Origin of the sequence: Anaeromassilibacillus sp. 1001302B_160321_C8 (assembly GCF_015554745.1) — a bacterium.
Classification (GTDB): domain Bacteria; phylum Bacillota; class Clostridia; order Oscillospirales; family Acutalibacteraceae; genus Anaeromassilibacillus; species Anaeromassilibacillus stercoravium.
Window position 1 is genome coordinate 68516 of the sequence record NZ_JADNJD010000011.1, and the last position, 26326, is coordinate 94841.

Sequence of the window (26326 nt, forward strand, 5' to 3'; positions counted from 1 at the left end):
CGCGCCTGGCCGGGCAGCGCCTTTTCCCCGCAGGGGAGGAAAGGGGATCGGCCGCCTTCTTCCCAGCCCGCGAACCCCGGCCCCGCGGCTGGATGGGGATTGCTGGCCGGGCGGCCATTTTCCGGAAGGCCGCGGACGCATCGAAAAAGGAGGAACATCCATGCCAAAGACCATAGCCGCCATCTCCACCCCGCAGGCCGCGGGCGGGATTGGCATCGTACGCATTTCCGGCCCGGAGGCGCGCGCCATCGCCGGGCGCGTCTTCACGTCCGCGCGCGGGAAGACGCTGGAACAATGCCGCGGGTATACCGCCCTGTATGGCCGCGTCCACGACGCGGAGGGGGAGATCGACGAGGCGATCGCCCTGAATTTTGTCGCCCCGGCCAGCTTTACCGGGGAGGATGTGGTGGAGCTCTCCTGCCATGGGGGGATCTATGTCATGCGCCGCGTCTTGCAGGCGGTCTTTGCGGCGGGCGCTGCCCCGGCGGGGCCGGGGGAGTTCACCCGGCGCGCGTTCCTGAATGGGAAGATCGGCCTGACCGAGGCGGAATCCGTGATGCAGATCATCTCCGCCCAGGGCCTAGAGGCCGGGAAAGCGGCCATGGCCGGGCGCGACGGCGCGCTGGAACGCCGGATCATCCAGATCCGCGAGGGATTGACCACCATCGCGGCGCACCTGGACGCCTGGGCGGACTACCCCGACGAGGACATCCCGGAGGTGGACGGCAGCGGCCTCCAGGAATCGCTGGAACACGCGGCCCAGGAGCTGGACCGCCTTCTCTCCCAGTTTGAGGCGGGCCGCGTCCTGCGCGAGGGCGTGGAGACGGTGATCGCCGGGCGGCCGAACGTGGGCAAATCCACCCTGATGAACCTGCTCTCCGGCTGCGAGCGCTCGATCGTCACCGAATACGCGGGCACCACGCGCGACGTGGTGGAGGAAACCGTGCTGCTCGGCGGCATCCCGCTGCATCTGGCGGACACGGCGGGCATCCGCGCTACGGAGGACCCGGTCGAGCGGATCGGCGTGGACCGTGCGCGGGAGCGCGTGCAGGCGGCGCAGCTCGTCCTGGCGGTGTTCGATTCCTCCCAGGCGCTGAACGAGGAGGACCGCCTCTTGATCGAGTCCGTCCAGGATACGCCCGCAGTTGCGGTGGTCAACAAGAGCGATTTGGAAAATGTAATTGACTTAGAGTATATTAAAAATCATTTTAAACAAATTGTATATATTTCGGCGCTGTCCGGCGATGGCTTGGAGGCGTTGGAACAGGCGGTCGCGTCCCTGTTGAAGACGAATGAATTGGACCCGTCGAGCGGGATTCTGTTCACCGAGCGGCAGCGCGACGCGGCGCGGCGTGCGCGGGATTGCGTGCAGGAGGCGCTGGATGCGCAGCGCTCCGGCGTGACGCTGGACGCCGTCACGGTTTCCGTGGAAGGGGCGGTCTCGGCCCTGTTGGAGCTGACCGGCGAGCGCGCGACGGAAGCGGTCGTGGACCAGGTCTTTGCGCAGTTCTGCGTCGGCAAGTAACCGCGCGGCGAACGCGCGCAAAGAGCGCCGGGAAAACGCCAAACGAACGGGCGGCCAAAAACCGGCAAGCGCCATCGCACAAAACAATGGAAAACATGCGGGGCAGAAAACAGGACCCCGCGCATGTTGGGCGAAAAAGGGGACAACGGGTCGCTTAACACCCGATGATTACAATGAATGAAGAAATAGCGGGCTTTCCGTCGCATTTGCGGGGGAAAGCGGCTGTTTTTGGAAAGACGGTCTCTGAAAAACAATTGCTGAAAAACAAAGAGGGTGCATCTTGGCGCTTCGGCTGCCGGATGCGCCCGAAATCCTTGGAAAACGATAAAGGGGGAACCCAATTTGACCTATCAGGCCGGAACATATGACGTCGCGGTGATCGGCGCGGGACATGCGGGCATTGAGGCGGCGCTGGCCTCGGCGCGCCTCGGCTGTCAGACGGTGGTATTCACCATCAATATGGATGCGGTGGGAAACTGCCCGTGCAACCCGTCGATCGGCGGCACGGCGAAGGGCCATCTGGTGCGCGAGATCGACGCGCTCGGCGGCGAGATGGGGCGCACGGCGGACGCGACCTTTTTGCAAAGCCGCATGCTGAACAAGGGCAAGGGCCCGGCTGTGCATTCCCTGCGCGCGCAGATCGACCGCCGCGAATACAGCAAGGTGATGAAACACAAGCTGGAATTGCAGCCGAATTTGCAGCTCAAGCAGGCGGAGATCGTCGATCTGTACCAGGAGGGCGGCAACTGGGTCTTGACCACCCGCATGGGCGCGCAGTATACCGTACAGGCGGTGGTCATCGCGACCGGCACCTTCCTCGGCGGCAAAATTTTTGTGGGCGACGTGGCCTATGAGAGCGGGCCGGACGGCATGTTCCCGGCCGCCTTTTTGGGCGACGCCCTGAAAAAGCTGGGCCTGCGCCTGCGCCGCTTCAAGACGGGGACGCCCGCGCGCGTGCTGCGGTCCAGCATCGATTTTACGGATCTGGAGGTGCAGGAGGGCGACGAACCCGTCGTGCCCTTTTCCTATGACACCCTGCACCCGGGCAAGAACCAGGCGGTGTGCCACGTCTCCTGGACGAACGAGGAGACAAAGCGCATCATCCTGGAAAATATCCACCGTTCCCCGCTCTACGGGGGAAAGATCGAGGGCGTGGGGCCGCGCTATTGCCCCAGCATCGAGGACAAGATCGTCCGCTTTGCGGATAAAAAGCGGCACCAGCTCTTTATCGAACCGTGCGGCAAGGATACGGAGGAGATGTATTTGCAGGGCATGAGCTCGTCCCTGCCGGAGGATGTGCAGCTCGCGTTTTACCGGTCGATCAAGGGCCTGGAGCATGTGGAGATCATGCGCTGCGCCTATGCGATCGAATACGACTGCGTGGACCCCTTGCAGATGGAAGCCACGCTTGAATTCATGGATTTCCCCGGCCTGTACGGTGCGGGGCAGTTCAACGGCAGCTCCGGCTATGAAGAGGCCGCCGCGCAGGGCTTGGTCGCGGGCATCAACGCGGCGCTCAAGATCCAGGGCAAGGAACCGCTGGTTTTGGACCGCGCGGGCTCCTACATCGGGACGCTGATCGACGACCTCATCACCAAGGGCGTCTCCGACCCATACCGCATGATGACCTCGCGCTCGGAGTACCGGCTGGTCCTCCGGCAGGACAACGCGGACGAACGCCTGACCCCGACCGGCCGGAAATTGGGCCTGATCGGGGACGAGCGCTGGGAGCGCTTCTGCACGAAGGAGGATCAGAAAAAGCGGGAGATGGCGCGCGCGCGCCGCACCGTGTTGCCGCCCACCGAGGTGCTCAACGACATCCTTGTTTCACGTGGAACAACGCCGGTTTCCACGGGCGTGAAGCTCGCGGACCTGCTGCGCCGCCCCGAGCTCAGCTATGAAGCGCTGACCGCGGTGGACATCACGCGGCCGGTGCTGCCCGCCGCAGTGTTCGAAAATGTGGAGATCGAGATCAAATACGAGGGATACATCGTGCGCCAGAAGGCGGACATCGCGGAGATGCGCCGTCTGGAGGGCAAAAAGCTGCCCCGCGGCGTGGATTACAAAACCATCACCGGCCTGCGGCTGGAAGCGCAGGAAAAGCTGCAAAAGGTCATGCCGGCGAATATCGGCCAGGCGTCCCGCATCAGCGGCGTGAGCCCGGCGGACATTTCCGTGCTGTTGATCTGGCTGGCAAAGGAGGGGAAGGCATGAGCGAGGACATCCGGCAATATTTGCAGGAGTGTGCGGCGTCCTATGGGATTGCTGTGTCCGACGGGCAAGCGGAGCAGTTTCAATGGTATATGGAATTGCTGATCGAGTGGAATCAAAAGATGAACTTGACTGCGATCACCGAGCCGAAGGCCGTGGTGGTCAAGCACTTTTTGGACAGCATCCTGTTGCTGCCCGAATTGGAGCAGGGCGACACCCTGATCGACGTGGGGACGGGCGCGGGCTTTCCCGGCGTGCCGCTGAAGATTCTGCGGCCCGGCCTCCATCTGACCTTGCTGGACAGCTTGAACAAGCGCCTTATCTTCCTCCGGGAGGTGCTGGACCGCCTGGGGCTGGACGCACAGATCGTCCATGCGCGCGCGGAAGAGGGCGGGCGGCAGGCGGGCCTGCGCACAAAATTTGCCTTCGCAACCGCGCGGGCGGTCGCCCCGCTGAACCTGCTGTGCGAATACTGCCTGCCGTTTTTGCAGATGGGCGGCGTCTTTTTGGCCATGAAGGGGCCGGAGCCGGACGAGGAAGTGGAGGCGGCAAAGCGGGCGGTCTCCCTGCTCGGATGCCGGTTGGACGGCGTGAAACGCTTCACCCTGCCGGGCGGCGACGCGCGCAGCGTGGTGCGCATCCGCCGGGAAAAGCCCCTGGCGGCGGCCTACCCGCGCCATGGCGCAAAGATTTCCAAAAGCCCGCTCTGAATGTGGGCAAGAAGGGCAAACGCGCTCTGCGGCTTGCCGGGGAAAATTGCAGAAGTTCCTGCGTGGGCGGGCGCTGCCGCAGGGAGAGGATTTCCCACCGGCGGGCGCAGCGCGGGGAAAAGGCAGCCCCTGGCGGCGGCCTATCCGCGCTAGGACGCAAAGATTTCCAAAAGCCCGCTCTGAGTGTGGGCGAGAAGGGCAACGCGCCCTGCGGCTTGCCGGAGGAAACTGCAGAAGCCCCTGCACGGGCGGCGCTGCCGTAGGGAGAGGATTTCCCACCGGTGGGCGCGTTGCGGGGGAAAAGCCCCTGGCGGCGGCCTATCCGCGCTAGGACGCAAAGATTTCCAAAAGCCCGCTCTGAGTGGGGCGAGAAGGGCAGGCGCACCCTGCGGCTTGCCGGAGGAAACCGCAGAACCCTCTGCGTGGGCGGCGCTGCCGTTATGGGAAGGATTTCCCACCGGCGGGCGCAGCGCGGGGAAAAGGGGAAGAAGACTGGATGGAGGAGATGTCGAATTGAAGGCTTTGTTGCTCAATGCGAGCCCCAAGAACAACGGGAACACGGCCCGGCTGTTGGAATTGATCGGGGACGCATTTCAGAAAAAAGGGATGGAAACGCAGACGCTCTGCCTGGGCGACCTGCATTATGCCTTCTGCAAGGGGTGCAGAAGCTGTTATCAGACGGCAGAATGCGTGCAGCACGACGACGTACAGTTGGTTTTGGAACAGATGGAACAGGCGGACCTGATCGCCATCGCGTCCCCGGACTATTGGGGCGGGATCACCGGCCAGCTCAAGGCGTTCATCGACCGCTGCACGCCGTACAGCCCTGCGCACCAGCCGCACGCGGCGCTTTCCATGGGCAAGCGGGGGATCAGCATCGCCCTGAGTGCCCGCGAGGACCCGCGGGAGTGCAAGGAGATCCTGGCCCGCATCGACCGGTTTTTCCAGCGCATGGGAATCCGGCCCATGGCGAATTACTACACCTGCGGCGTCCTGACCGAGGATGACCTGAACAACAACGAGGGGAAACTCGCGGAGGTCACGTTCTTTGGGGAAGAGATCGCCAAAACGCTGGTGAAATAGGCCTCTTTCGCGCATGGAGTGTGCCTTTGCGCCGCGCAGGCGCGCGGGTTGGACCATTGTGACCGGCCGGAAGGACGGCAAAACCCTGGTCGCTCCCCGATAGGGGTGCGTGGATTGAAATCGGATGGTGGTTTGCGTCGGCATGTATGCCGTGCTTGCCGCCCTCTGTGCGGAGGGTGTGGGTTGAAATCATGTCCATGATGAGGTGGTTATTGATATGGCCCATGTTCCCTATGCAGAGGGCGTGGGTTGAAATGATCCGGTCAAGCAAAAGAAGCTGACCACCAAACATGTCACCCTCCGTGTGGAGGGCGTGGGTTGAAACTCATAGCAGATGCGCGGGTCGATGGGTTGCTTGTTCACCGCCCGAAAGGGCCGTGTGGGTTGAAACACGGATTTGAAATAGGCAATGAACCGGCTTGGTGGCGGCAGGCGGGACTGCGAGGATGGAAAGGGCGTTCCCAGATCATGGGGATTCCCGAGAGCTGCCCGCTCAAAGGGCGGCGTGGGTTGAAATAGAAATTTGTAGACCAAGCCGTGATGTTCAGCGGCCGCCACCCGCGAGGGTGGCGTGGATTGAAATCGGTTAGATAATCGAGTGATACTTTGTACATATGTCGCCACCCGCGAGGATGGCGTGGATGGAAATTGCACCAGCATGGCGAACGTGGGGATGAATCCCAAGCCGCCGCCCGCCCGGGCGGTCAATCATCCCCAAAATGGAGCCCCTATAGGCAAACGATCTTAATATCAAAAATTCCAAAGGCTCAATCGACCGGAATCACGCCAAAATCCGCAGGAAAAGCGCTTTTTCGCGTACAGATTCCAACAAAAAGTTTCCCTCCCATATGGTATGCTTAAAGCACAGAAGGACAAGCCCCCTTGGGGCGGTTACATAGATGTGCAGAAAGAAACCAGATGGGAGGTATTTTTATGGGCATCATGCAGGATAAACGGCGCGTGATCGAGATCCCGCTCGACGACATTTATCCGAATCCCGCCCAGCCGCGCCGGTCGTTCCCGGAAAAGGAGCTCCTGGAATTGAGCCGGAGCATCCGGCAGAACGGCCTGCTGCAACCTTTAAGCGTGCGCCGGACCAAAAACGGCTATGAGCTGATCGCGGGCGAGCGCCGTTGGCGCGCGTGCCGCTTGGCCGGGCTGGACAGCGCGGCCTGTATTGTCAATTCGTGCAGCGATAAGCAGAGCGCGGTGCTGGCGATGACCGAGAATTTGCAGCGCCAGGACCTGCAAATCTTCGAAGAGGCCGAGGGCATCCGGCGCTTGATCGAAGAATGGGGCGTGACGCAGGAAGAGGCGGCGCTCCGGCTGGGGAAGAGCCAGTCCACCCTGGCGAACAAGCTGCGCCTGCTCCGCCTGACGCAGGAGGAGCGCAAAAAGATCAGCGAAAACGGCCTTACTGAGCGCCATGCGCGCGCGCTGCTCCGGGTGGACGACGTCGAATTGCGCGGCAAGGTGTTGGACGCGATTCTGGCCCAGCATTTGAATGTGCAGCAGACCGACCAGTTCATCGAGCGCATTCTCTCGGAAAAAGAGGACAAGCCTAAGAATAAGAAGCGGATCATTGTAAAAGATATCCGTATCTTCATGAATACGATCAGCCATGCGGTCAAGACCATGCAGCTCTCCGGCATCCAGGCAAAGACCATCCGGAATGAGACGGACGATTACATCGAGTGCATTGTCCGCATCCCAAAGACGGGGCCCGCCGCCGGCCGGATGGCGCTCCAGCCGGAGAAGCAGGCGACTGCGCCGGAGGCGGCGCAACCCCCAGCTTCCAGCATGGAAGGCACCCCGGAGGGCAAACCTGTTTCGCGCATTGCGGGGTGATTGCCCGCACAAGCCCCGGAACTTGCGGGGCCCTTTTTGGGGAAGAACACGAGTTGTAGACCCCCACACCGCCCGGATTGGCGGGCGGTAGGGGGAATGCCGGGAAATCCCGGCGGCCAGCCCGCCGGTCGGACGGGCATTGGCCAAACCCGCGCGGTAAGCCCGCGCACCGAAAACAGATTACAAGACTACTCCCATTTCCCTTATATTTTCCCTGTGAAAAGCCGCTGCGGTGCTTTGCACTGCGGCGGCTTTTTCCTGTTATTTAAGGTATCATTTTGTTGATTTGACAGCAGCTTTAAATTATAAATTGGAAAAAGAGTTGATAATAAATCGGGATAGAATTATAATTGTTATATTCTTATTTAGAGGCGAGAAATAATGAATTGTTTAATCTTATGTAATCAAGATGATAGGGAGCTGTTAATTAAAAAATTTATCAATAGAAATTATAATCAAACAATTCATTTCACTTTTATAAAGACTTTAGAGGACATATTTAATATAGTACGTAATAGGCGATTTCCTGTTGAATTTTTATTAATACAATTGATTCACGATGCTGACTTTTTGCAAAGTTTGCAAAAGGTTCGAACACAACTCCCCAGTACATTTCTGATGCTGATTTTTGATGATCCCCAATTTTATTCGTTTTCCTTTATGCTCAAGGCATTTCAAGTTTTTCAACATCCAATCGATCTTGCGTTTTTAAATGCAGAGATGGAACGCGCTGTGCAAGAGTATATGGATCAAGGGATGCTGCATATTACACGCAATCGATGTGAAAGTATAACGATCCCTATAAAAGAGATCGTATTTGTGGAAGTATATGACAGGCATATTTTGATTCATACAACAAAAGAAATTGTTCGTGCCAATGGGACTTTATCCCACTACTTGCAAGATTTACAAAATTATCGTTTTGTGCAGATTAATAAATCTGAGATCGTCAATGTAGAGCATATAAAATCGATCCATAAAAACGAAATACGATTGGATGACACACAAGTGCTTTGGATGAGCAGATATTATATGAAGAGCATGGATAAAAAGATATTGCATCATAGTCAAAATAAATGACCACATATACAGATATGATTGATATTTTTTAAAAAATATAGTTATTATAAAATTGTATTATGAATTTTAGGGGGGATCGTTATAGATTATCAGCCTAAAAGCGTGAAAGCTTTTTGGGGCGTATTGACAAGTATCATGTATATATCAGCAGGTGTTTTTATGATTCTATTTACTTTATTGCATTTTCCTAATTGGATAGTAAATTTAGTATTCTATGGGTTGTTTTTAGGAGCGATATTTATAGATTATAAAAAGACGCGTTGTCCCTATTGTCACTCTATGCGAGTAATGGGATTGCTTCATGCGAAAGGCAGCCAAGAGATATGTCCCCGTTGTAGGCGTCTCATTTATTACGATTAAGTCCTCACAATGGAATAAGAAATCTTGCAGCCGAGAGCCCTGCCGCCGGAAGCGATCCGCGGCGGGGTTCTTCGTTTCACGTGAAACATTGCAAATTTCAAGGAGAAATACTTTTCCTTCCCTCCCTTCCGTGCTATAATAAAACCATTGTTACAACGCCGGGCGTTGTAAAGGCTCCCCTTTACGGAAAAAGGGGACGGTTTTTTGGAAACGGGGGCGGACTATGGGAAAAATCATCGCAGTAGCAAACCAAAAGGGCGGCGTGGGCAAGACCACCACGGCGGTCAACCTTTCGGCGGCGCTCGGTGCAAAGGGGAAAAAGACCCTCCTGGTCGATGTGGACCCGCAGGGGAATTCCTCCAGCGGCGTCGGCGTGGACCGCCGCAGGGTCAAGCAGACCATGTATGAGGTGTTGATCGGGGAGACGCCGGCACAGGAAGCGCGCATCCACACCGAATTTGCCAACCTCGACCTGCTGCCCTCCAGCATGGACCTGGCGGGCGCGGAGCTCGAACTGATCGAAATGGAGCACCGGGAATCCATCTTAAAGAATGCGATCGTCCCCCTGCGGGCGGAATACGATTTTATCCTGATCGATTGCCCGCCGTCCCTGGGCATCATCACAACGAACGCCCTCTGCGTGGCGGACACGCTCTTGGTGCCCATCCAGTGTGAGTATTACGCGTTGGAGGGGCTTTCCCAGCTGATGAATTCGGTCCGGCGCGTCAAACGGCAGTACAACGAGCAGCTCGACATCGAGGGCGTGCTCCTGACCATGTACGACGGCCGCCTGAACCTGACGCAGCAGGTGGTGGAAGAGGTCAAAAAGTATTTCCCGCGCAAGGTGTTTGCAACCGTGATCCCGCGCACCGTGCGCCTGTCCGAAGCGCCGAGCTTCGGGCGCCCGATCTGCTATTTTGACCGCAGCAGCAAGGGCGCTTATGCATACGACGCCCTGGCCGACGAAGTATTGAAAAAAGCAGCCCCCTGATTTGGGGACGAAGGGATACCGAATATAGCGCACAGGGGGTGAATGAAAATGGCGGGAAAAAAGAAGGGCGGCCTGGGCAAGGGCCTGGACGCGATCTTCGCAGAGAACGATATGGAGGACGCCAACGCGACGGTCACGCTGAAGATCAGCGAGATTGAGCCGAACCGCGCCCAGCCGCGCAAGGATTTCAACGACGAGGCGCTGGCGGAGCTGGCGGATTCCATCGCGCAGCACGGCGTGTTGCAGCCGCTTTTGGTGCGGCCGCTTTTGGGCGGCGGGTACCAGATCGTCGCCGGGGAACGCCGGTGGCGCGCGGCGCGCATGGCGGGCGTGTCGGAAGTGCCCGTGGTCATCCGGGAGATGAGCGACCACGAGGTCATGGAGCTTGCCCTGATCGAGAATTTGCAGCGCGAGGACCTGACCCCCCTGGAAGAGGCGCAGGGCTACCAGTCGCTGATCGACCAGTACGGCATGACGCAGGAGGAGATTTCCCGGACGGTCGGGAAGTCCCGCCCCGCGGTGGCGAACGCGCTCCGCCTGCTGCATCTGCCGGAGGACCTGCAAGTGCTGGTCTCCGCCGGGAAGCTTTCCGCGGGCCACGCCCGCACGCTGCTCGGCTTTTCGGACGAAGGGCAGATGCGCGCGGCGGCGAAGCTGGTTGTGGAGCAGGGTATATCGGTGCGCGAGCTGGAAAAGCTTGTAAACAAGGCAAACGGCAAGGAGGAAAAGAAGCCGCCGCGCAAGAGCAGCCGCATCCACTACTTCGACGAGGTGGAGCTGGCGCTCAACGAGCATCTGGGCCGGAAGGTCCGGGTGAGCGGCACGAAAAAGCGGGGCACCCTACAGATCGAGTTCTACGGGGAGGACGACCTCGCGGATCTGATGAAGCTGTTTGAACAGGAAGACGATTGAATGTTTCACATGAAACATCACATACAGAAAACAAAGGAGCAACGAACATGTTGGATTTAAAGATGATCCGGACAGAACCGGACAAGGTAAAAGCGGCCATTCAAAAGAGAGAAATGAATCTCGACAGCGTGATCGACGAGATTTTGAAGATTGACGTGGACCGCCGCGCCGTCACCGGCAAGGTGGAGGCAAAGAAGGCGGAGCAGAACGCCGCGTCCAAACAGATTCCGGCCATGAAGAAGGCGGGCCAGGACACCACCGAATTGATGGCGCAGATGAAGGTCCTCTCCGCGGAGATCAAGGAGTATGACGCGGAGCTCGGCGAGCTGGAGGAAAAGCAGAAGGACCTGATGCTCTCCCTGCCGAACCTGCCGGACGAGGACGTCGTGGCGGGCGGCAAGGAGCAGAACGTCCCGCTGCACTATTTCAAGGAGAAGCCGGTCTTCGACTTCCCGATGAAAAACCACGTGGACCTCTGCGAGGCGCACGGCATGATCGACTACCAGCGCGGCGCGAAGATCGGCGGAAACGGCGCCTGGATCTACCGCGGCTGGGGCGCGCGCATGGAGTGGGCGCTGCTCAACTTCTTTGTGAACGAACACCTGGGCGACGGCTATGAGCTGATCCTGCCGCCGCATATGCTGAACTACGAATGCGGCTATGTCGCCGGGCAGTTCCCGAAATTTGTGGAGGAGGACTACTGGATCGCCAACCCGACCAGCGCCGACCGCAAATTCATGCTGCCCACCGCGGAGACCGCGCTGGTGAACCTCCACCGCGACGAGGTCCTCACGCTGGACGAGCTGCCGCGCAAATACATCGCCTATACGCCGTGCTACCGCCGCGAGGCGGGCTCCTACCGCGCGGAAGAGCGCGGCATGATCCGCGGCCACCAGTTCAATAAGGTCGAGATGGTGCAGTACACCACGCCGGAGGGCTCCGACGCGGCCTTCGCGGAGATGGTCGGCAAGGCCGAGCGTCTGGTGCAGGAGCTGGGGCTCCATTACCGCCTGAGCAAGCTCGCCGCGGGCGACTGCTCCTTCTCCATGGCGCGCACCTACGATATCGAAGTTTGGATTCCCAGCATGGGCATCTATAAGGAGGTCAGCTCCGCGTCCAATGCGCGCGACTACCAGGCGCGCCGCGGCAACATGAAGTACCGCGGGGAGGACGGCAAGCTGCACTTCGTCAACACGCTGAACGCCTCCGGCCTGGCGACCAGCCGCGTGATGCCCGCCATCGTCGAGCAGTACCAGAACGCGGACGGAAGCATCACCGTCCCGGAGGTCCTGCGCCCGTATATGGGGATCGACGTAATCCGGTAATCCCTGTCCATGGGGCCGCCGCGCGGCGGAACCCCCCGGGCTTGCCGGAAAGGAAAACAAGCAGACAAGATCCCCCGGCGCCATGTAGCGGCCCGGGGGATTGTGATCATTTGCCATGAAATAGAACGTGGCAAGGAGGAGTTGGATGGTTACAGTAGAAGAATTCAGCCGGACGGTGCAGGTCGCCAGCTATGAGGTGGGCGCAAACGAAAAGATCAAATTGAGCGTCCTGCTGCGCATGGCGCAGGAGACCAGCGAACAGCACCTTGGGGAGCTGGGGATCGGCTATGAGCGGTTGAAGGCGGATGGGATCGTCTTTTTGATGACGAACTACCGCCTGCTCATCAAGCGTTTGCCCGTCCATAACGATGTCCTGACCATAAAGACCCATCCGCGCGGCACGGTGGGCGTGCAGTTTTACCGCGATTTCGTCGTTTATGCAAATGGGGAGGAGATCGCCCGCATCATGCAGACGTCCGTATCCGCCAACCCGGATACGCATAAAATCCTGCGCCCAAAGGTGTTCTTGGCGTACAACATCTTCCAGGACGCCAAGGTCCCCCCGGAAGACCGGGTGGACCGCCTCACGGTCCCGGAGGGGCTGCCGCTTTTGGGCGAGCGTCCTATCTATTATTCGGACCTGGATTTCAACCACCATCTGAACAATGCGGTCTATGGGGACGTGCTGATGGACTTCCTGCCCGCAGAGATGCGCCGGCAGCCGCTGCGGAAAATCCAAATCAGCTATATCAGCGAGAGCAATCTGGGGGAGACGCTCAAAATCTACGGCGGCCCCACAGAGGGCGGCGGGTTTTTCCTATACGGCGACCACGAGCGCGGCCTGAGCTTTTCCGCAAAGGCCGAACCATAACAGAAAAGACGGATCAAACGGCCGGCCCAACGGGGAGTCCCCATGGGCCGGCCTTTTAACGCATAGGGGAACCCCTCCGCCTCCACCGTGCGGAACAAGAGCGCGAAAAAGAAGGGGAATGATTTTACCAAGAACAGGGCCTTCCGGAAAGGTCCAGGGAAGCCTGCTGTTTTTCCGGCTGCGGGCAAATGCGCTCCCCTTCCGTTCGTACAAGCGGCTGCGGCTGTTTGGCTTCTGGCCCTGCGCGTACCCCGCCATCCCTCCGGCAGCGGCCGCCTAGCGGGGGAGCTGCTTGAGCCGGAAGCGGTTCCGTTCCACCTCGAGGACGCCCTCCTCGCGCAGCTTGGACAAAACCGTGGACATGGCGCTGCGCTCCACACAGAGGTAGTCCGCCATTCTGGCCGCAGCAGACAGTCGCCTGCACAACCGGCTGCGGCTGTTTGGCTTCTGGCCCTGCGCGTACCCCGCCATCCCTCCGGCAGCGGCTGCCTAGCGGGGGAGCTGCTTGAGCCGGAAGCGGTTCCGTTCCACCTCGAGGACGCCCTCCTCGCGCAGCTTGGACAAAACCGTGGACATGGCGCTGCGCTCCACACAGAGGTAGTCCGCCAGCTGCTGCCGGTCAAAGGGAATGGAAAATGCCGCGCTGCCGTGCAGGGCGGCCTGCTCCGAGAGATAGGAGAGCAGCTTTTCCCGCGTGCTGCGCTTCGAGAGATGCCCGATCCGGCGGTTGAGCATCAAATTTTTGTCCGCGACCACCGCAAGCATATTTTCCACCAACCGGTGGTGGAAGGCGCAGCCCGCAGGGCAGGCACGCAAAATTTTCCGGTAATCCATCCACAGTACAACGCTCTCTGCCACCGCCAGCACGGTGACCGGGAGCGTTTTGTGTTCCCCAGAGGCGCAGGCAAATGCCTCGGCAAAGAGGTTGCCCGGGTTTAGGCCGGTTAAAATCGTCCGGCTGCCCGAAAATTCCTCCCGGATCACCTGCGCGCGCCCCTCCAAAAGCACGCCCACGCGGTCCGCCGGATCCCCGGCCAGCAGGATCACCGCGCCCGCCGCAAAGCGCTGTTGCTGCGCCCGCAGGCAGTCCAGCATTTGCTGCCTTTCTTCTTCGGAAATCCCCCGGAAGAGGGGCACGGACTCCAAAATTTCGTTGTATTTTTTCATGGTTCCCTCCGCTTGTTGGAATTCCAACAGACATTCTGGATTCAGTATAGTAGGATAAGGGCAAGAAAGCAAGGGAAATCCGGCAAGGGCCCTTCGGGAAACCGTTTTGAGACGACAGGAGGAAATCCGCTATGGAACGAAAAATCATCAAAATCGACGAAGACAAATGCAACGGCTGCGGCCTGTGCGCGCAGGCGTGCCACGAGGGGGCCATCGGCATGGTGGACGGCAAGGCAAAGCTGCTCCGCGAAGACTACTGCGACGGCCTGGGGGATTGCCTGCCCGCCTGCCCGGCCGGGGCGATCTCCTTTGAAGTGCGCGAGGCCCCGGCGTATGACCAGGCGGCGGTGGAGGCGGCAAAACAGGCAAAGGCCGGGAACCTGCCGTGCGGCTGCCCGGGGAGCCAGGCGAAGCGCATCGAGCGCAAGGCCCCGCCCGTGCGGGAACCCATCGAGGAAGCGCCGAGCGAACTGCTCCAATGGCCGGTGCAGATCAAGCTGGCCCCGGTCAACGCGCCCTATTTTCACGGCGCAAGCCTGCTGATCGCCGCGGACTGCACCGCCTACGCCTGCGGGGATTTCCACCGCCGGTTCATGCGCGGCCGCGTGACCCTGATTGGCTGCCCGAAGCTGGACGAGGGGGACTACGCGGAAAAGCTCACGGAGATCCTGCGGCAAAACGACATCCAGAGCGTGACGGTTGTGCGCATGGAGGTCCCCTGCTGCGGCGGGATTGAAAACGCGGTCAAGCGGGCCTTGCAGCAGAGCGGCAAGATGATCCCCTGGCAGGTCGTGGTGCTCGCGACCAACGGGGACGTCCTCTCCCGATAAGAGGGGACCGGAGCATGAAAGGAACGGAGGAATTTGCGATGAATCAGAAGATGTTTTGCTACCAGTGTGAACAGACGGCCGGCTGCACGGGCTGCGCGGGGGCGTGCGGCGTCTGCGGCAAGGATGCGCAGGTGGCCGCTTTGCAGGACCAGCTGACCGGCGCGCTGATCGGCCTGGCGCGGGCTTCGGACGGCCACGCGACGGCGGAATCCACGCATCGCGCCATGCTGGAAGGGCTGTTCACCACGATCACCAACGTATGCTTTGACGCGCAGGCCGTGCAGCGCCAGATCGACGCGGTCCATGCGGAAAAGGCAAAGCTGCTCCCGGGGTGCAGCGGCTGTGCCAGCCCCTGTTCGCACAACGACGATTATGACATGGAGAAGCTCTGGCAGGAGCCGGACGCCGACGTGAAATCCCTGAAATCGCTCCTGCTCTTCGGCCTGCGCGGGATGGCGGCCTATGCGTACCACGCCCGCGCGCTGGGGTATTCCGACGCGGAAGTGGACGGGTTCTTTTATCGGGGGATGTTTGCCATTGGCGAGGACGTGGGCACGGAGGAACTGCTGCCGCTGGTGATGGAGACCGGGCGCGTGAACCTCAAGTGCATGGAACTGCTGGACCGCGCGAATACGGAGACCTACGGCACGCCGCAGCCCACGACCGTCCCGCTCACCATCGAAAAAGGGCCGTTCATCGTGGTTTCCGGCCACGACCTGTACGACCTCCACGCGCTGCTGGAGCAGACGAAGGGGAAGGGGATCAACATCTATACCCACGGCGAGATGCTGCCCGCCCACGCCTATCCGAAGCTCAAGGCGTACCCGCACCTGAAGGGCAATTTCGGCACCGCTTGGCAGAACCAGCAGAAGGAATTTGCCAATATCCCCGCGCCGGTATTGTTCACAACCAACTGCCTGATGCCGCCCAAGGAGAGCTATGCCGGCCGGGTGTTCACCACCGAGGTGGTCGCCTATCCGGGCATGGTGCATATCGGGGAGGAGCGCGATTTTACCCCGGTCATTGAAAAAGCCCTGGAGCTGGGCGGCTATCCGGAGGAGCACCCGATGACCGGCATCAACGGCGGGACGCAGGTCACGACCGGCTACGGCCATGGGACGATCCTCTCCGTGGCGGACCAGGTGGTCGCGGCGGTCAGATCCGGCGCCATCCGCCATTTCTATCTGGTCGGCGGCTGCGACGGCGCGCGGCCGGGCCGCAACGCCTACACGGAGTTTGTCCGGAACACGCCGCAGGACACCGTCATTTTGACCCTGGCGTGCGGGAAATACCGCTTTAACGACCTGGACCTGGGCGAAATTGGCGGCCTGCCGCGCCTGATGGACATGGGCCAGTGCAACGACGCCTATGGTGCGATCAAAGTGGCCACCGCCCTGGCGGAGGCGTTCGGCTGCGGGGTGAACGACCTGCCCCTGACCCTGGTGCTCTCGTGGTATGAGCAGAAGGCGGTCTGCATTTTGCTTTCGCTGCTGTATCTGGGAATTCAAAACATCCATCTGGGCCCGACGCTCCCGGCATTTATCTCGCCGAACGTCCTCAAGCTGCTGGCGGAAAAATTCCACCTGACCTTCTGCGGGGAGGAGGAGCTCCGCCATTGGGACCAGGCCGCCTGCAAAATCGGGAAATAATGCCCGCTCTTGCATGGATACATTTAGAAATAAATAGGAAGGACGCCTGCGGGCCGGATGGAAAACATCCGGCTTTCGCGGGCGTTTTTGCTATTTTTTTAAACCAGAGGGAAACGTTCCGGGCGGACGTGGGGAAGCGGGAAAGGGCACACCGGCGCGCGGCCCATGCGCGGAACGTCTATGGTTGAAACGTATGGCGTGAAAAATTTTATCAAAATCGTTCAAACCCATTGACAACGGGAAAAAATATGTTATATTTAAATCGTAAGTAGTAAGTAATAAGTAATAAGTAGGAGACACCACCACGATCGGCAATGGGGAGGAATCAACCATGAAAGCATTGACATTTGCACAAGAATTCGCCCTGATCGCACTCAACGCGCAGGATAGCCTGCATATGACGACGGTGAAAAAGATCGCAGTGCGCTGCATGGCCGCGGCCGCAATCCTGGAATGGGCCATGGCGGAGGACGGGCTGCAAAGCGAATTTTCCACCATTTCAGAGAAAGATGTGGAAAACGCAGCGGTATTCCCGCACCGGCAGGAGGTTTTCCGTGCGCTCCTGAAAAAGAAAGGCGCCGTCCAGATGCCGCTGCCGGAGCTGTTGGCCCAGGTCACGCATTTTTCCAGACGCACCCTGAAGAAAATTGAACACGCCTTTTCCGACCCGCTCAAGGGCATGGATGCTCTGGAAGAGATTCCGAACTTGCTCGGCTGCGATATGGATTATGACTCTGCGAGCGTCACGATGCGCGAATATCGGAGCGACCCCGCCACATATACCCGGCTGACCGAGGGCATGCGGGCCGACGCCCTAGAGGACGGGGAAATGGCCGACGAGACGGTGATGCTGCTGTGGCTGCTGCGGGAAAGCAGCTGCATCTATGACTTTTTCTCCAAGGAGGAGCGCAAGCGCGTGGGGCAGCGCATGGCGGAGCTGCACCGGGCCAACCGGCTGGCAAAAATGCTCTTTGCGGTGGACATCCACAGTTCCCTGGAAATCGCCGTGAAAAATTTCCTGCGGAGCAAGAAGGAGGTCATGGAAACCCCGACCGGCATCGGGCTCGACTTTGTGTTCCCGTTTTTGGAGCGCTCGCAGTCGGTCTTCATCGACATAGAGGCGTGGTTTGAAAACAAGGAACAGCGCTTGCAGGATGTGGAAGCGCGTTTGACCAAATACGGCCACCAATACACGGTCCTGCGGCGGGGGGCTGTGCCGCTCATCCAGATCGACAATGTATTGTATGAGGCGGTGCCGACGATCAGGCAACTGAAGGTGCCGGTGCAGGGGATGCGCCTGCGCAAATACCCGCTGTAAAGATTCACCAAACGGGAAAGGGGGAGGAGTATGTCGCGCCAGCGGTCCATAGAAAAAATACAGGCGTCGGATTACGTGAGCATTGGGGAACTGGCGCGTCTGACCGGCTGCCGGTACAGCACCCTAAAGTTTTACACGGAAGAGGGGATGCTGCCCTTTGAGCAGCCGGAGGAAAACCTCACCCGGCGGTTCCCGCGGGAAGAGGCGGTCGCCCGCCTGCAGGAGATTCAGAGGCTGAAAGCGCAGGGGTTATCCATCCCAGAGATCAAGGCGCTGCTGGAAACAAAAGGCTTCCACCCTGAGGAATTCTAGGGCGGAAGCCTTTTTCTTTTTTATAATGGAACGTTCCTATGCCTATGGATAGACGATATAGTAGCATACATAGCCTACAAATTGCGATTGCTTTTTATATACTATGAAAAACGGCTTGCACCATTTGAAGAAAGTCCCAGCCCGGGAACCGATTTCCTGGCAGGGGCTTTGCTGTTTTTCGTATCCGCTTTCCATAAGGCGGCGATCTCTAGGATTCAAGAAAATGTTAGAAACCGTCCGTTTCACCCAACCGCGCTTTCAAGGCGCGAATCACATCCAGCAAATACAGTTGCTCCTTTTTGGGAAGCCCCTTGATCTCCTGCAACAGCTCGGAAAGAACCGCCCCGTCCTTTGGTGGCTGGCAGGGGTCGGGCTCTCTTCCCACAAGGGTATCCAGCGAGATATGCAGCGCATCCGCAATCAAAACCGCATTCCGAATCGTAGGGCTTTTCTTTCCACTGATATAGTCGGACATCAAAGACGAGCGGATGCCGGTTAGCCTGCATAAGTCCGCTTGCCGCATATTCCGATTCTTTAACAACGCCTGAAGACTTTCCGAAAAATTCATTTTATCATCTCCAATGTGATCGTAACATTTGCGAGCAGGTAAGTCAATAATTCTATTGACTTACTAACTATTGAGAGTATAATAAAGAAAAAGATACTCACTAAAGAGAGTAAAGAAGGTTTATAGATGGTATACCCAAATATACGGGCAGAAATGAAACGGTGCAATTTAACAATCAAAGAGCTTGCGCAATATTTGGGGCTGTCCTCTGTCAGCGTAAGTTTAAAACTCCGTGGGAAGCGGGAATTTACACTTTCAGAGATTGAAAAGATTGCGGATTTATTTTGCTGTTCCCTCGATTATCTGGTTGGGCACAAAGTAAAATGATTTCCCAAAGTCCACACTTTAGGCGAAAGGATTACTATGATTCGATGCGACAAACAAGGAATCCATGATCTCTATCTGCAAATGGCGCGGCTGGACCGCTACGTTGCCCGCTATCCGTTTATCGATTCTTTTCACGCCCTGCATGTTTGGCGGGAGCTGGAGCATGTGCAAGAGGAAGCCCTTCGCCTGCGGATTTCCCTTTTGGAAGATGAACACGTTGATTATTTGTGCGGGGATGGGAAAGACCATCCATTTATCTAAATAATGAGCGGCCCAAAGCTTCTTACAAATAAAGGAACATGCAATTTTGCCTTTTATAAATACACAAAGCCCCTGGCTGGGAATTGATTCCCAGCCAGGGGCTTCGCTAGTTACAGGGAAGAAGCCTTCCCTTTTATCTTAGATTAGCCAATCGTTACCGTGCAGTGCTTTGTAGCATTCTGGCCCGGCAGGGTGGTGTAAACGCCCGTGCTCTGGCCCGGCGTGCCGATCGCATAGACTCTGTAATAATAGTCGTTGCCAACTTTCGCCACGAACTGCGTCTTCAGCACATCGCCGTTGCCGGCCGTGAAGCTCGGCACCATGTTGTTGCCGTTGACGACCGTCATCTTGAAGCAGTATGCGCTGCCTCTCTTCAAGGTGAAGTTGACCGTCGTGTCGGAAACCACATAGGCGTTCGCTGCCACGCTCTGGCTTGCGGATACCACACCCGCTGCGCCGTATGCGTTGCCAACGTTTGCAGACGTGCTGCCCTTCGAACTCGTGGAGGTGCTCTTCTCGACCAAGCCGTCGATGCTGTTCTCCAGCGCCTCGACTGCGTCTGCAACCTCTTCTTCGGTCGCCTGCTCATTGTTCAGCGTTGCAATCGCGCTGTTCAACGCACGCTTCATCACAGCAACACTCGCTGCCGTGTACTTGCTGGTGTTGATCGCTTCCGCTTCCCCGATCAATGCTTCCAGAGCATCCTTATCCGGGATCAGGCGCAGGGCGGAGATCGCCGCTGCCAAATCTTCTGCTGCGGTATCCACCGCATCCTGCGTGGCGTTTTCATTTGCCAGGACAGTTTTTGCCTCTTCCAGAGAGGTCTCAAAGCTCGTCCATGCGTCGTTCTGGATGTACTGATCCGCATTTGCAACAATGCCGTCGCCCTTGAGGACCAGCGCTTCCAGCTCGGTGATGTCTGCGCGATAGACCAGGCCATCAATCGCGTCATACAGCGCATCCACCGCTGCGGTGATGTCCGCTTCCAGAACTTCCTCGTCGTCCGTCAGGTCAGCAGCTGCTGCATACGCTTCGTCCAGCGCATCCAGGCTGTCCGGCGTGAACAGGTCGCGGTTGATGGACTCTGCGATCTCCATCGGGATGTCCAGCTGGCTCTTATCGCCTGCGACAAAGCTCAGATAATGCAGCGCGTCGATCAAGTCGCTCCATGCGGTGTTGATCTCGTCCTGCGTTGCGGTCTTCTTTGCTTCGACGTCCTTCGCCGCCTGCAAAGCCGCTTCGTACTTCTCCTTCACGGACGGAACGGCTGCTTCTGCTTCGTCCGCCCGGCCTTCTGCAATCTCGATGGCAGCGCGCAGGTTCTGCTTGTCTACCACTGTGAAGCCAAGCTCGATCGTGGTGTCCGCGTTCGGCATGGCTGCGCTGTAGACATATTCAGAAACGTCAAAGCTGTCTTCCGCAATGGCTTCGCCGTTCACGGTGACGCCTGCGATCTCGCGGCCTTCTACGCTCGGTGTGAAGGCTAGGTTGAGTTCGGTGCCAGAGAGCACATCGGCCTGATAGGAACCGATCAGGTTCGCGATCGTCTGGTCTTCGCCGTCGATGGAAAGACGCACGCTTCCGGCCGGGAATTTCACCGTGAGCGCGTATTCCCCGGAGGCCGGCTGTAGGGCTTCGAGTTTTTCCAGGAGGTCGGCGGTCATTTGGATGAACGCTTCCTCCGAAGGTTTCACTTCTTCATACAGGCCGTACGCATCGCTGAAGGTCTCCGCCAGTGCTGCGACGCCCTCGGGATCGTACTGGTTTGCGGAATCGGACTCGATGAATGCGAGCACGGCCGCCATGGCCTGCAAGAATGCATCCTTGACCTCGTCCGAAGGCGCGATATAGGGGATCAATTGGTCGATGGCATCGCTGAGGGCTTCCGCCGCCGCGTCGATCTCGGCCTGGTCGCGCGAGGTATCCCGCACGGTTTCCGCTTCTTCCAGGACCTCCTGCATAGCGTCCCAGCTTTCGTCCGTATAGGCCGCCGAAGAGAGGGCCTTTGCGCGGGCGATCTGGTTGAGCAGTTCGGTCAGTTGGACAGTCGGCTCAAGCGCCATGTCTTCGAAGCCGGGCCTGAGGGATTCAAAATAGTCAAAGCCGAATTTCCCGGTCGGTTCCAGGCGGATGGTGTGCTCGCCTTCCGTGAGGACGGGGGAGACCCACACGCGCTTGTAACCCTGCTGGGATACTTCGGGAACGTTGGTGTTGATGGTGGCAATCAGCGCATCGTCGATGTAGATGTTTGCGCCCACCTGGCTGCCGTCCATCTTTGCGCCGACGCACACTTGGATGCCGTTGAAGGTATAGGACAGCGAAGTGCCCTGCCAGTCGTAGTTGTCGCCGACATAGGTTTCTGTCCCGTTGTAGGCGTCGCCGCTTTCCCAGAGCGCCCAGGTGCCTTCCTTGACAACGGCTTCGTCCTCGCCGTCCACCTTGTCCCATGGATTTTCGGTCAAGTAGGAGAAATAGTCCACGCTGAATTTCCCGGTGGGCACCAGTTGGATGGTATGGGTGTCATCCTCCAAAACGTCGGAACGCCAGACTTCGTAATAGCCATTCTTGCCGTCGTTTGCGGAGGAATTGCTGTTGATATGGTCAACCAGCTCGCCGTCCAGATAGACGTCCGCGCCCTTCTGGCTGCCGTCGATCTTGCCGCCAACGATGATCTGTGTGCCGGTGAAGGTCAGGGAGAGCGAAGCGCCTTCCCAGTCGTAGCTGTCGCCGACGAAGGTCTCCGTGCCTTCGTATGCCTTGCTGTCTTTCCAAAGGCCCCAGTTGCCTTCCTTGACGACGGATTCGGACTCGCCGTCCACCTTCACATAGGCGTCGCTGTCCTGCGTGGATGCAGGGGCAGCCGAGAAAGCGGCGCGCACGGCACGCTGCGTGGATGCGGACGGTTCCATCTGCATTCCAAAGTGCGTTGTCGTTGCCATAAGCTCGAGCGTCTCGGGATCATAAACGTTGAGGCGTGCCTCATAGCCGGGCACTGCGTCCGCAGGAACCGGGATTTCCAGGGTAATGGACTCATTGCCCTTCAGGGAAATGCGGTCCTCCAGGATGGACACGTCCACCAGGTTGCCCTCGCTGTCGTACAGCGCCAGGGAAGCGGCGTATGGGTTGCTGCTGCCGGTGTTCTTCATGGTCACATAGGCCTTGAAATCCGTGCCGGGCTGCAGGCCCTGGCTGCTGCTGGCCACCGTCGTGGTATAACGGGTGCCTGCCTTGGTGATGTCGCGCGCCGCGCCCAGGAGTTTTGCGTCCGCCCAATCGGTGTGGTCGTTGCCGTTTCCACCGTTTTCATCCGTCACCAGGCGGAGCCTTGTGACGCCGCGCACGCTCAGATCCACAAAATCGCTTGCGCCGTTGGTGATCTGCTTTTCATAAATCAGGGTTTCCTCTTCGCTGCCGCCCACCGTGGCGTAGACGCGGAAGATGGCGTCTGCGGAATTGCCGCCCACCTCGTCGTCGATTCCGGCGATTGCCTGGAAGCGCGTATATTTGCCGTCCAGGTTGTAAACCGCTTCGCTGTTCGCGTGCAGGCCCAGGCCCTTTTCATACACGATCCCGCCCACGGTGATGGGGTTGCCCTCGATGGACTGGTCGATGCCGGGGGTCTTTCCTTCCCAGCCCTGGGTGATCGGCTGTGCAGGTTCGAGATCCGAGACATAGACGGAGTCCGTAGTATAGCCATAATCGGTGGATTCGTCCGCTGCGCCCTGCGCGTCGATGCCGTAGACCGTGGCCTCGTTCAGGAAGGCGTGCTCCCCTTCGGGGACGTCGGTGAAGGTGACCTTGACAAAGCGGGCGCGGATGCCGCCGAGATCCTCTTCGTAGGGGCGGTTCGCAACCGTATCCGCTGTGTAGGAGGCAATCTCCGTCCAGGGGCCGGATTCGTTGGTGGCAACCTCTACTTTATAGGGATAGGGGGTGCCTTCGAAGTCCAGTTTGAGCTTATACATGTGCAGGGCATATTCGGTATCCTGCATCCAGTATTCGTCCGGGCCGGCGTTTTCCGCCACCCACTGGGTGGATGGATCGCCGTCGTTGGCCATAGCGCCGTTGCCGCTGGAGGGGAAGGTGGGATGGCCGGTCTTGTCCGCCCGATAATTCCCCGCGTCGAGCAGCTTATCCGTGGTATCCTCTTTTTCTTCAATCAGGAAATTGTCCGGCTCGGTCCGGCCGTATTCCGGCTCGGTGGCGGTGGTGGTGATCTCCGCCGGTTCCATGCCGGGCGCGGTGGCCTCAATGACGGTGGTGCCGGAATAGTAGGAGCGGAATTCCGTTGCGCCCTTGCCGTCGCGCATCAGGTTGCCGCCGGTCAGGGTCATGACCTTTCCGGTGGGGAATACGCCGGGGCCGTCGATGACTTCCAACGTCACGGTGGGGGACTGGTTGACCCAATCGCCGTTTTCATCCTTGACCGTGACGATCAAGTGGGTGTCCGCCGTGCCGTCGTTTGGAATCGTATCCTGGGAGGCGGTGAGCTCCAGATGGTCGGCTTCGCCTTCCTTGGAGAATTCCGCCGGAACGCCGGTGTACTCCTGGCGGTACCAATACCATGCTTTGAGCGGCAGGCGGCTGTAGTCGATGAAGCCCATCTTCGCCAAGCCGGAGCCAAGGGCGCTGCCATGCTGGAACGCGCACCAAAGGGCGATGCCGGCGCGGTTGCCTTTGAGCCTATAGTTGTAGATGTCGCTGCCGTCCTGCATGTCGCCGAAATACGGGCGGAACTGGTCGGAGGAACTGCCCCGGTCGGCCGTGTGCGAACCGTATTCGGATGCGATACTCGGCAGGTATTCGGTCATATGGCCGGGCAGTCCCTGGCCCTCTTCCGGAAGCTCGGCGGAGCCGCCGTCGCCGTTGTAGCCTGCCACGTCGCAGACGTCCAGGGTGTCAAAGCCCTCGCGCTGCACGCCGCCCATGCCCGCCTTGCGGGTGGGGTCCAGCAGGTGGGCCAGGTTGCGCATTTCGTTGACCAGATCCTTGCGGACCTGCATATCGGATTGGCCCATGGGGAAGAAAAGCTCGTTGCCCATGCTCCAGATGATGACCGACGGGTGGTTCCGGAAGATGCGGATCATGTCTGAAAGCTCCCGCAGGCAGGCCTGGTTAAACGCCTCGTAGTGCTCCGGGTTGGTCGGGTAGCCGTTGACATTGTTCCAGTCCGAAGCGGTGTAGGTGGGGGCGCGGTCTGCGCCGCCGCCCATGGCCCAGAGGGAGACCTCCGACCAGAACATGATGCCCAGCTCATCGCAGGCTTCTGCATAGGAGGGGTCGTGGGGATAATGGGAACCGCGGATAAAGTTCATGCCCGCGTCCTTAATCATCTGCACGTCGCGCCGTAGGCCCTCGTTTGTGACCGCGTCGCCCCAGCCCGCGTGGTCCTGGTGCGCGTTTGCGCCGAAGAGGACGGTTTTCTCCCCGTTGAGGTAGAAGCCGTCGTTCAGGAACTGCGCCCAGCGGAAGCCGAGAGGGGATTCAAAGAGGTCGATGGCGTTGCCCTCGCCGTCGTAAATGGTCGTATAGACGCGGTAGAGGTTGGGCTCGTCCGGGCTCCAGAGTTTGATGTCCTGGATGTAGTCGCTCTGGGTGTCGACCACCGCCGTGGAGTTAGCCGCCACAACCGTGGGATCGGAGGCAAACGATGCCACCAGCGTGTTGTCGGCCGTATCGACCACCTCTTGCTTGACCACAATGGTCCGCGCCGTGTCGGAGTCATTTTGTACCTCGGTCTGCACGCGCACATCGGAGCGCTTCTGCGCGATGTTCTCGCGGATCTCCTCGGCCGGCGTGTAGCTCTCCTCGTCGATGTTCTCATAGTCGTGGTAGAGCGTGCCGTCCTCGTTCTTCTCATCAGAACCGGGGTTGTTCAAGGCCGGGGTGGTGACCGCCGTGCCATACCAGGCCACGTGGACGCCGTCCGTGATGTTGAGGTATACGTCCCGGTAGATGCCGCCGGAGAAGTGGTGGTCACCGCCGCGGGGCGTCTGGTCGCGACGCCAGAGGTTGTTCACGCGCACAGCGATCACGTTTTCCCCTGCATGGAGCAGGTCAGTGATGTCAAAGGTGAAGCCGGTATAGCCGCCGTTATGGGTGCCCACGGCCTCCCCGTTGACAAAGACCTCTGTTTCGATAAAAGCGCCTTCAAACTCAATGCTGATGCGCTTGCCGCCGTCCAGCCACTCCTGCGGGACGTCGAAGGTCTTGCGGTACATGCCATAGCCCACAAAGAAGTTGGTCTCCATATTATAGGGGATGCTGAAGCTGTGGGGCAGGCCGACGTTGGTCCATTCGGAGTCGTCAAACGCAGGGTCGATTGCGCCGCCGAAATCCGGGGCGGTGTCGTCCGTGACCTTCTGGCTCTTGAACTTCCACTCGCGGTTGAAGTTGATCTGCTGCCGGGAGGTTTCCGGCGCTTCATACGTTTCCCCGACAGCCGTCCCGGTGGACAGGACGGTTTGGCTGTCGATGGCGCTCTCCTGCGCCATTGCGCTGCCGTTCAGAGAAAACATGCCCAGCAGGAGCGAAAGCGCCAGCACGCTGGACAGGATTCTTCGAAACCTTTTCATTAACAGTTCTCCTTCCTTTCCAATGTCCTTTTCTTACCAAATATAGGGAACGTTGACGGGCAAAGCCGGTTTCCCTCCTTTCAAAGCCAAATGGTCAACGATACCAGATGAAATAATGGCATGTGGACCGAACATCCATCTGCCATGTAAAATGGCGAAAGGAAATAATATAAATCCATAAAAAACCAATAAAATTTTGCAAATTTTTAGAATTGTATACAATTGATAATAGCACAAACGGAAAGATTTTAGAATAGAAATACTGAAAAATGGGAGGATTGTCCATGTTTTTGATTCAAATATCCATATCTTCTTTCCTTGAGGGAGAAAGCCGCCTTCCCCGTTGCAAAATTCTCTAGGCGATGCTATAATAAAATACTATAAACTCGCGCGAAATAGGTCA

The 26326-nt window shown here is 58.6% G+C and carries 21 protein-coding genes; 17 read left to right on the forward strand and 4 right to left on the reverse strand.

Annotated elements, in window-relative coordinates:
• Positions 1 to 160 precede the first annotated feature (160 nt).
• The 11 genes from mnmE (at position 161) to I2E77_RS09010 (ending at position 12916) form a co-directional block, all read left to right on the forward strand.
• Positions 161 to 1525, forward strand: a complete 1365-nt coding sequence (gene mnmE / locus I2E77_RS08960; protein ID WP_087234924.1) for a tRNA uridine-5-carboxymethylaminomethyl(34) synthesis GTPase MnmE — start codon at positions 161 to 163, stop codon at positions 1523 to 1525.
• A 342-nt stretch (positions 1526 to 1867) separates the two neighbouring features.
• Entirely contained in the window at positions 1868 to 3739 is a 1872-nt protein-coding gene (mnmG, locus tag I2E77_RS08965) for a tRNA uridine-5-carboxymethylaminomethyl(34) synthesis enzyme MnmG (RefSeq protein ID WP_195451066.1), read from the forward strand.
• Positions 3736 to 4446, forward strand: coding sequence for a 16S rRNA (guanine(527)-N(7))-methyltransferase RsmG (gene rsmG / locus I2E77_RS08970; protein ID WP_191521310.1), 711 nt, complete (start codon positions 3736 to 3738; stop codon positions 4444 to 4446). The genes mnmG and rsmG overlap by 4 nt, the downstream gene beginning before the upstream one ends.
• Before the next feature lie 2 nt (positions 4447 to 4448).
• Positions 4449 to 4709: a hypothetical protein gene (locus I2E77_RS08975; protein WP_195451067.1), complete on the forward strand. Its 261-nt coding sequence runs from the start codon at positions 4449 to 4451 to the stop codon at positions 4707 to 4709.
• A gap of 250 nt (positions 4710 to 4959) precedes the next feature.
• The gene (locus tag I2E77_RS08980) at positions 4960 to 5529 is read left to right on the forward strand and encodes a flavodoxin family protein (protein ID WP_191405972.1); all 570 of its coding nucleotides are present in this window, start codon (positions 4960 to 4962) and stop codon (positions 5527 to 5529) included.
• Positions 5530 to 6462: 933 nt separating this feature from the next.
• Positions 6463 to 7377 (forward strand): ParB/RepB/Spo0J family partition protein, encoded by a 915-nt coding sequence (locus I2E77_RS08985; protein WP_191441615.1) that lies wholly within the window; start codon positions 6463 to 6465, stop codon positions 7375 to 7377.
• 381 nt (positions 7378 to 7758) lie between these two features.
• Complete coding sequence (locus I2E77_RS08990; RefSeq protein ID WP_087234917.1) at positions 7759 to 8457, forward strand: LytR/AlgR family response regulator transcription factor; 699 nt, start codon at positions 7759 to 7761, stop codon at positions 8455 to 8457.
• 583 nt (positions 8458 to 9040) lie between these two features.
• Positions 9041 to 9808, forward strand: coding sequence for a ParA family protein (locus I2E77_RS08995; protein ID WP_087234915.1), 768 nt, complete (start codon positions 9041 to 9043; stop codon positions 9806 to 9808).
• Between the two features lie 48 nt (positions 9809 to 9856).
• The gene (locus tag I2E77_RS09000) at positions 9857 to 10720 is read left to right on the forward strand and encodes a ParB/RepB/Spo0J family partition protein (RefSeq protein ID WP_195451068.1); all 864 of its coding nucleotides are present in this window, start codon (positions 9857 to 9859) and stop codon (positions 10718 to 10720) included.
• 47 nt (positions 10721 to 10767) lie between these two features.
• Positions 10768 to 12045, forward strand: coding sequence for a serine--tRNA ligase (gene serS / locus I2E77_RS09005; RefSeq protein WP_087234913.1), 1278 nt, complete (start codon positions 10768 to 10770; stop codon positions 12043 to 12045).
• Between the two features lie 145 nt (positions 12046 to 12190).
• Positions 12191 to 12916: an acyl-[acyl-carrier-protein] thioesterase gene (locus I2E77_RS09010; protein WP_191448756.1), complete on the forward strand. Its 726-nt coding sequence runs from the start codon at positions 12191 to 12193 to the stop codon at positions 12914 to 12916.
• Between the two features lie 276 nt (positions 12917 to 13192).
• On the opposite strand, the gene I2E77_RS09015 is transcribed toward I2E77_RS09010, so the two are convergent.
• The gene (locus I2E77_RS09015) at positions 13193 to 13387 is read right to left on the reverse strand and encodes a hypothetical protein (RefSeq protein WP_195451069.1); all 195 of its coding nucleotides are present in this window, start codon (positions 13385 to 13387) and stop codon (positions 13193 to 13195) included.
• 18 nt (positions 13388 to 13405) lie between these two features.
• The gene (locus tag I2E77_RS09020) at positions 13406 to 14083 is read right to left on the reverse strand and encodes a Crp/Fnr family transcriptional regulator (RefSeq protein WP_087234911.1); all 678 of its coding nucleotides are present in this window, start codon (positions 14081 to 14083) and stop codon (positions 13406 to 13408) included.
• 131 nt (positions 14084 to 14214) lie between these two features.
• On the opposite strand from I2E77_RS09020, the gene I2E77_RS09025 reads away from it, so the two are divergent.
• From I2E77_RS09025 to I2E77_RS09040, 4 genes are all read left to right on the forward strand, one after another.
• Positions 14215 to 14913, forward strand: a complete 699-nt coding sequence (locus tag I2E77_RS09025; protein ID WP_191441611.1) for a 4Fe-4S binding protein — start codon at positions 14215 to 14217, stop codon at positions 14911 to 14913.
• Between the two features lie 38 nt (positions 14914 to 14951).
• Positions 14952 to 16562: a hydroxylamine reductase gene (gene hcp / locus I2E77_RS09030; protein WP_195451079.1), complete on the forward strand. Its 1611-nt coding sequence runs from the start codon at positions 14952 to 14954 to the stop codon at positions 16560 to 16562.
• Positions 16563 to 16893: 331 nt separating this feature from the next.
• Positions 16894 to 17880 (forward strand): hypothetical protein, encoded by a 987-nt coding sequence (locus I2E77_RS09035; protein WP_195451070.1) that lies wholly within the window; start codon positions 16894 to 16896, stop codon positions 17878 to 17880.
• Positions 17881 to 17910: 30 nt separating this feature from the next.
• A complete protein-coding gene (locus I2E77_RS09040; RefSeq protein WP_087234908.1) occupies positions 17911 to 18192 on the forward strand; it encodes a helix-turn-helix domain-containing protein in 282 nt (93 codons plus the stop codon).
• Positions 18193 to 18418: 226 nt separating this feature from the next.
• On the opposite strand, the gene I2E77_RS09045 is transcribed toward I2E77_RS09040, so the two are convergent.
• Positions 18419 to 18760: a helix-turn-helix domain-containing protein gene (locus I2E77_RS09045; RefSeq protein ID WP_195451071.1), complete on the reverse strand. Its 342-nt coding sequence runs from the start codon at positions 18758 to 18760 to the stop codon at positions 18419 to 18421.
• 126 nt (positions 18761 to 18886) lie between these two features.
• Between I2E77_RS09045 and I2E77_RS09050 the strand changes: the two genes are divergently transcribed.
• Both I2E77_RS09050 and I2E77_RS09055 read left to right on the forward strand, forming a co-directional pair.
• On the forward strand, positions 18887 to 19087 hold the full coding sequence (locus tag I2E77_RS09050; protein ID WP_195451072.1) for a helix-turn-helix domain-containing protein: 201 nt from the start codon (positions 18887 to 18889) through the stop codon (positions 19085 to 19087).
• Positions 19088 to 19123: 36 nt separating this feature from the next.
• Positions 19124 to 19348, forward strand: coding sequence for a hypothetical protein (locus I2E77_RS09055; RefSeq protein WP_195451073.1), 225 nt, complete (start codon positions 19124 to 19126; stop codon positions 19346 to 19348).
• A 143-nt stretch (positions 19349 to 19491) separates the two neighbouring features.
• On the opposite strand, the gene I2E77_RS09060 is transcribed toward I2E77_RS09055, so the two are convergent.
• Positions 19492 to 25923 (reverse strand): NPCBM/NEW2 domain-containing protein, encoded by a 6432-nt coding sequence (locus I2E77_RS09060; protein ID WP_195451074.1) that lies wholly within the window; start codon positions 25921 to 25923, stop codon positions 19492 to 19494.
• Positions 25924 to 26326: the final 403 nt, after the last annotated feature.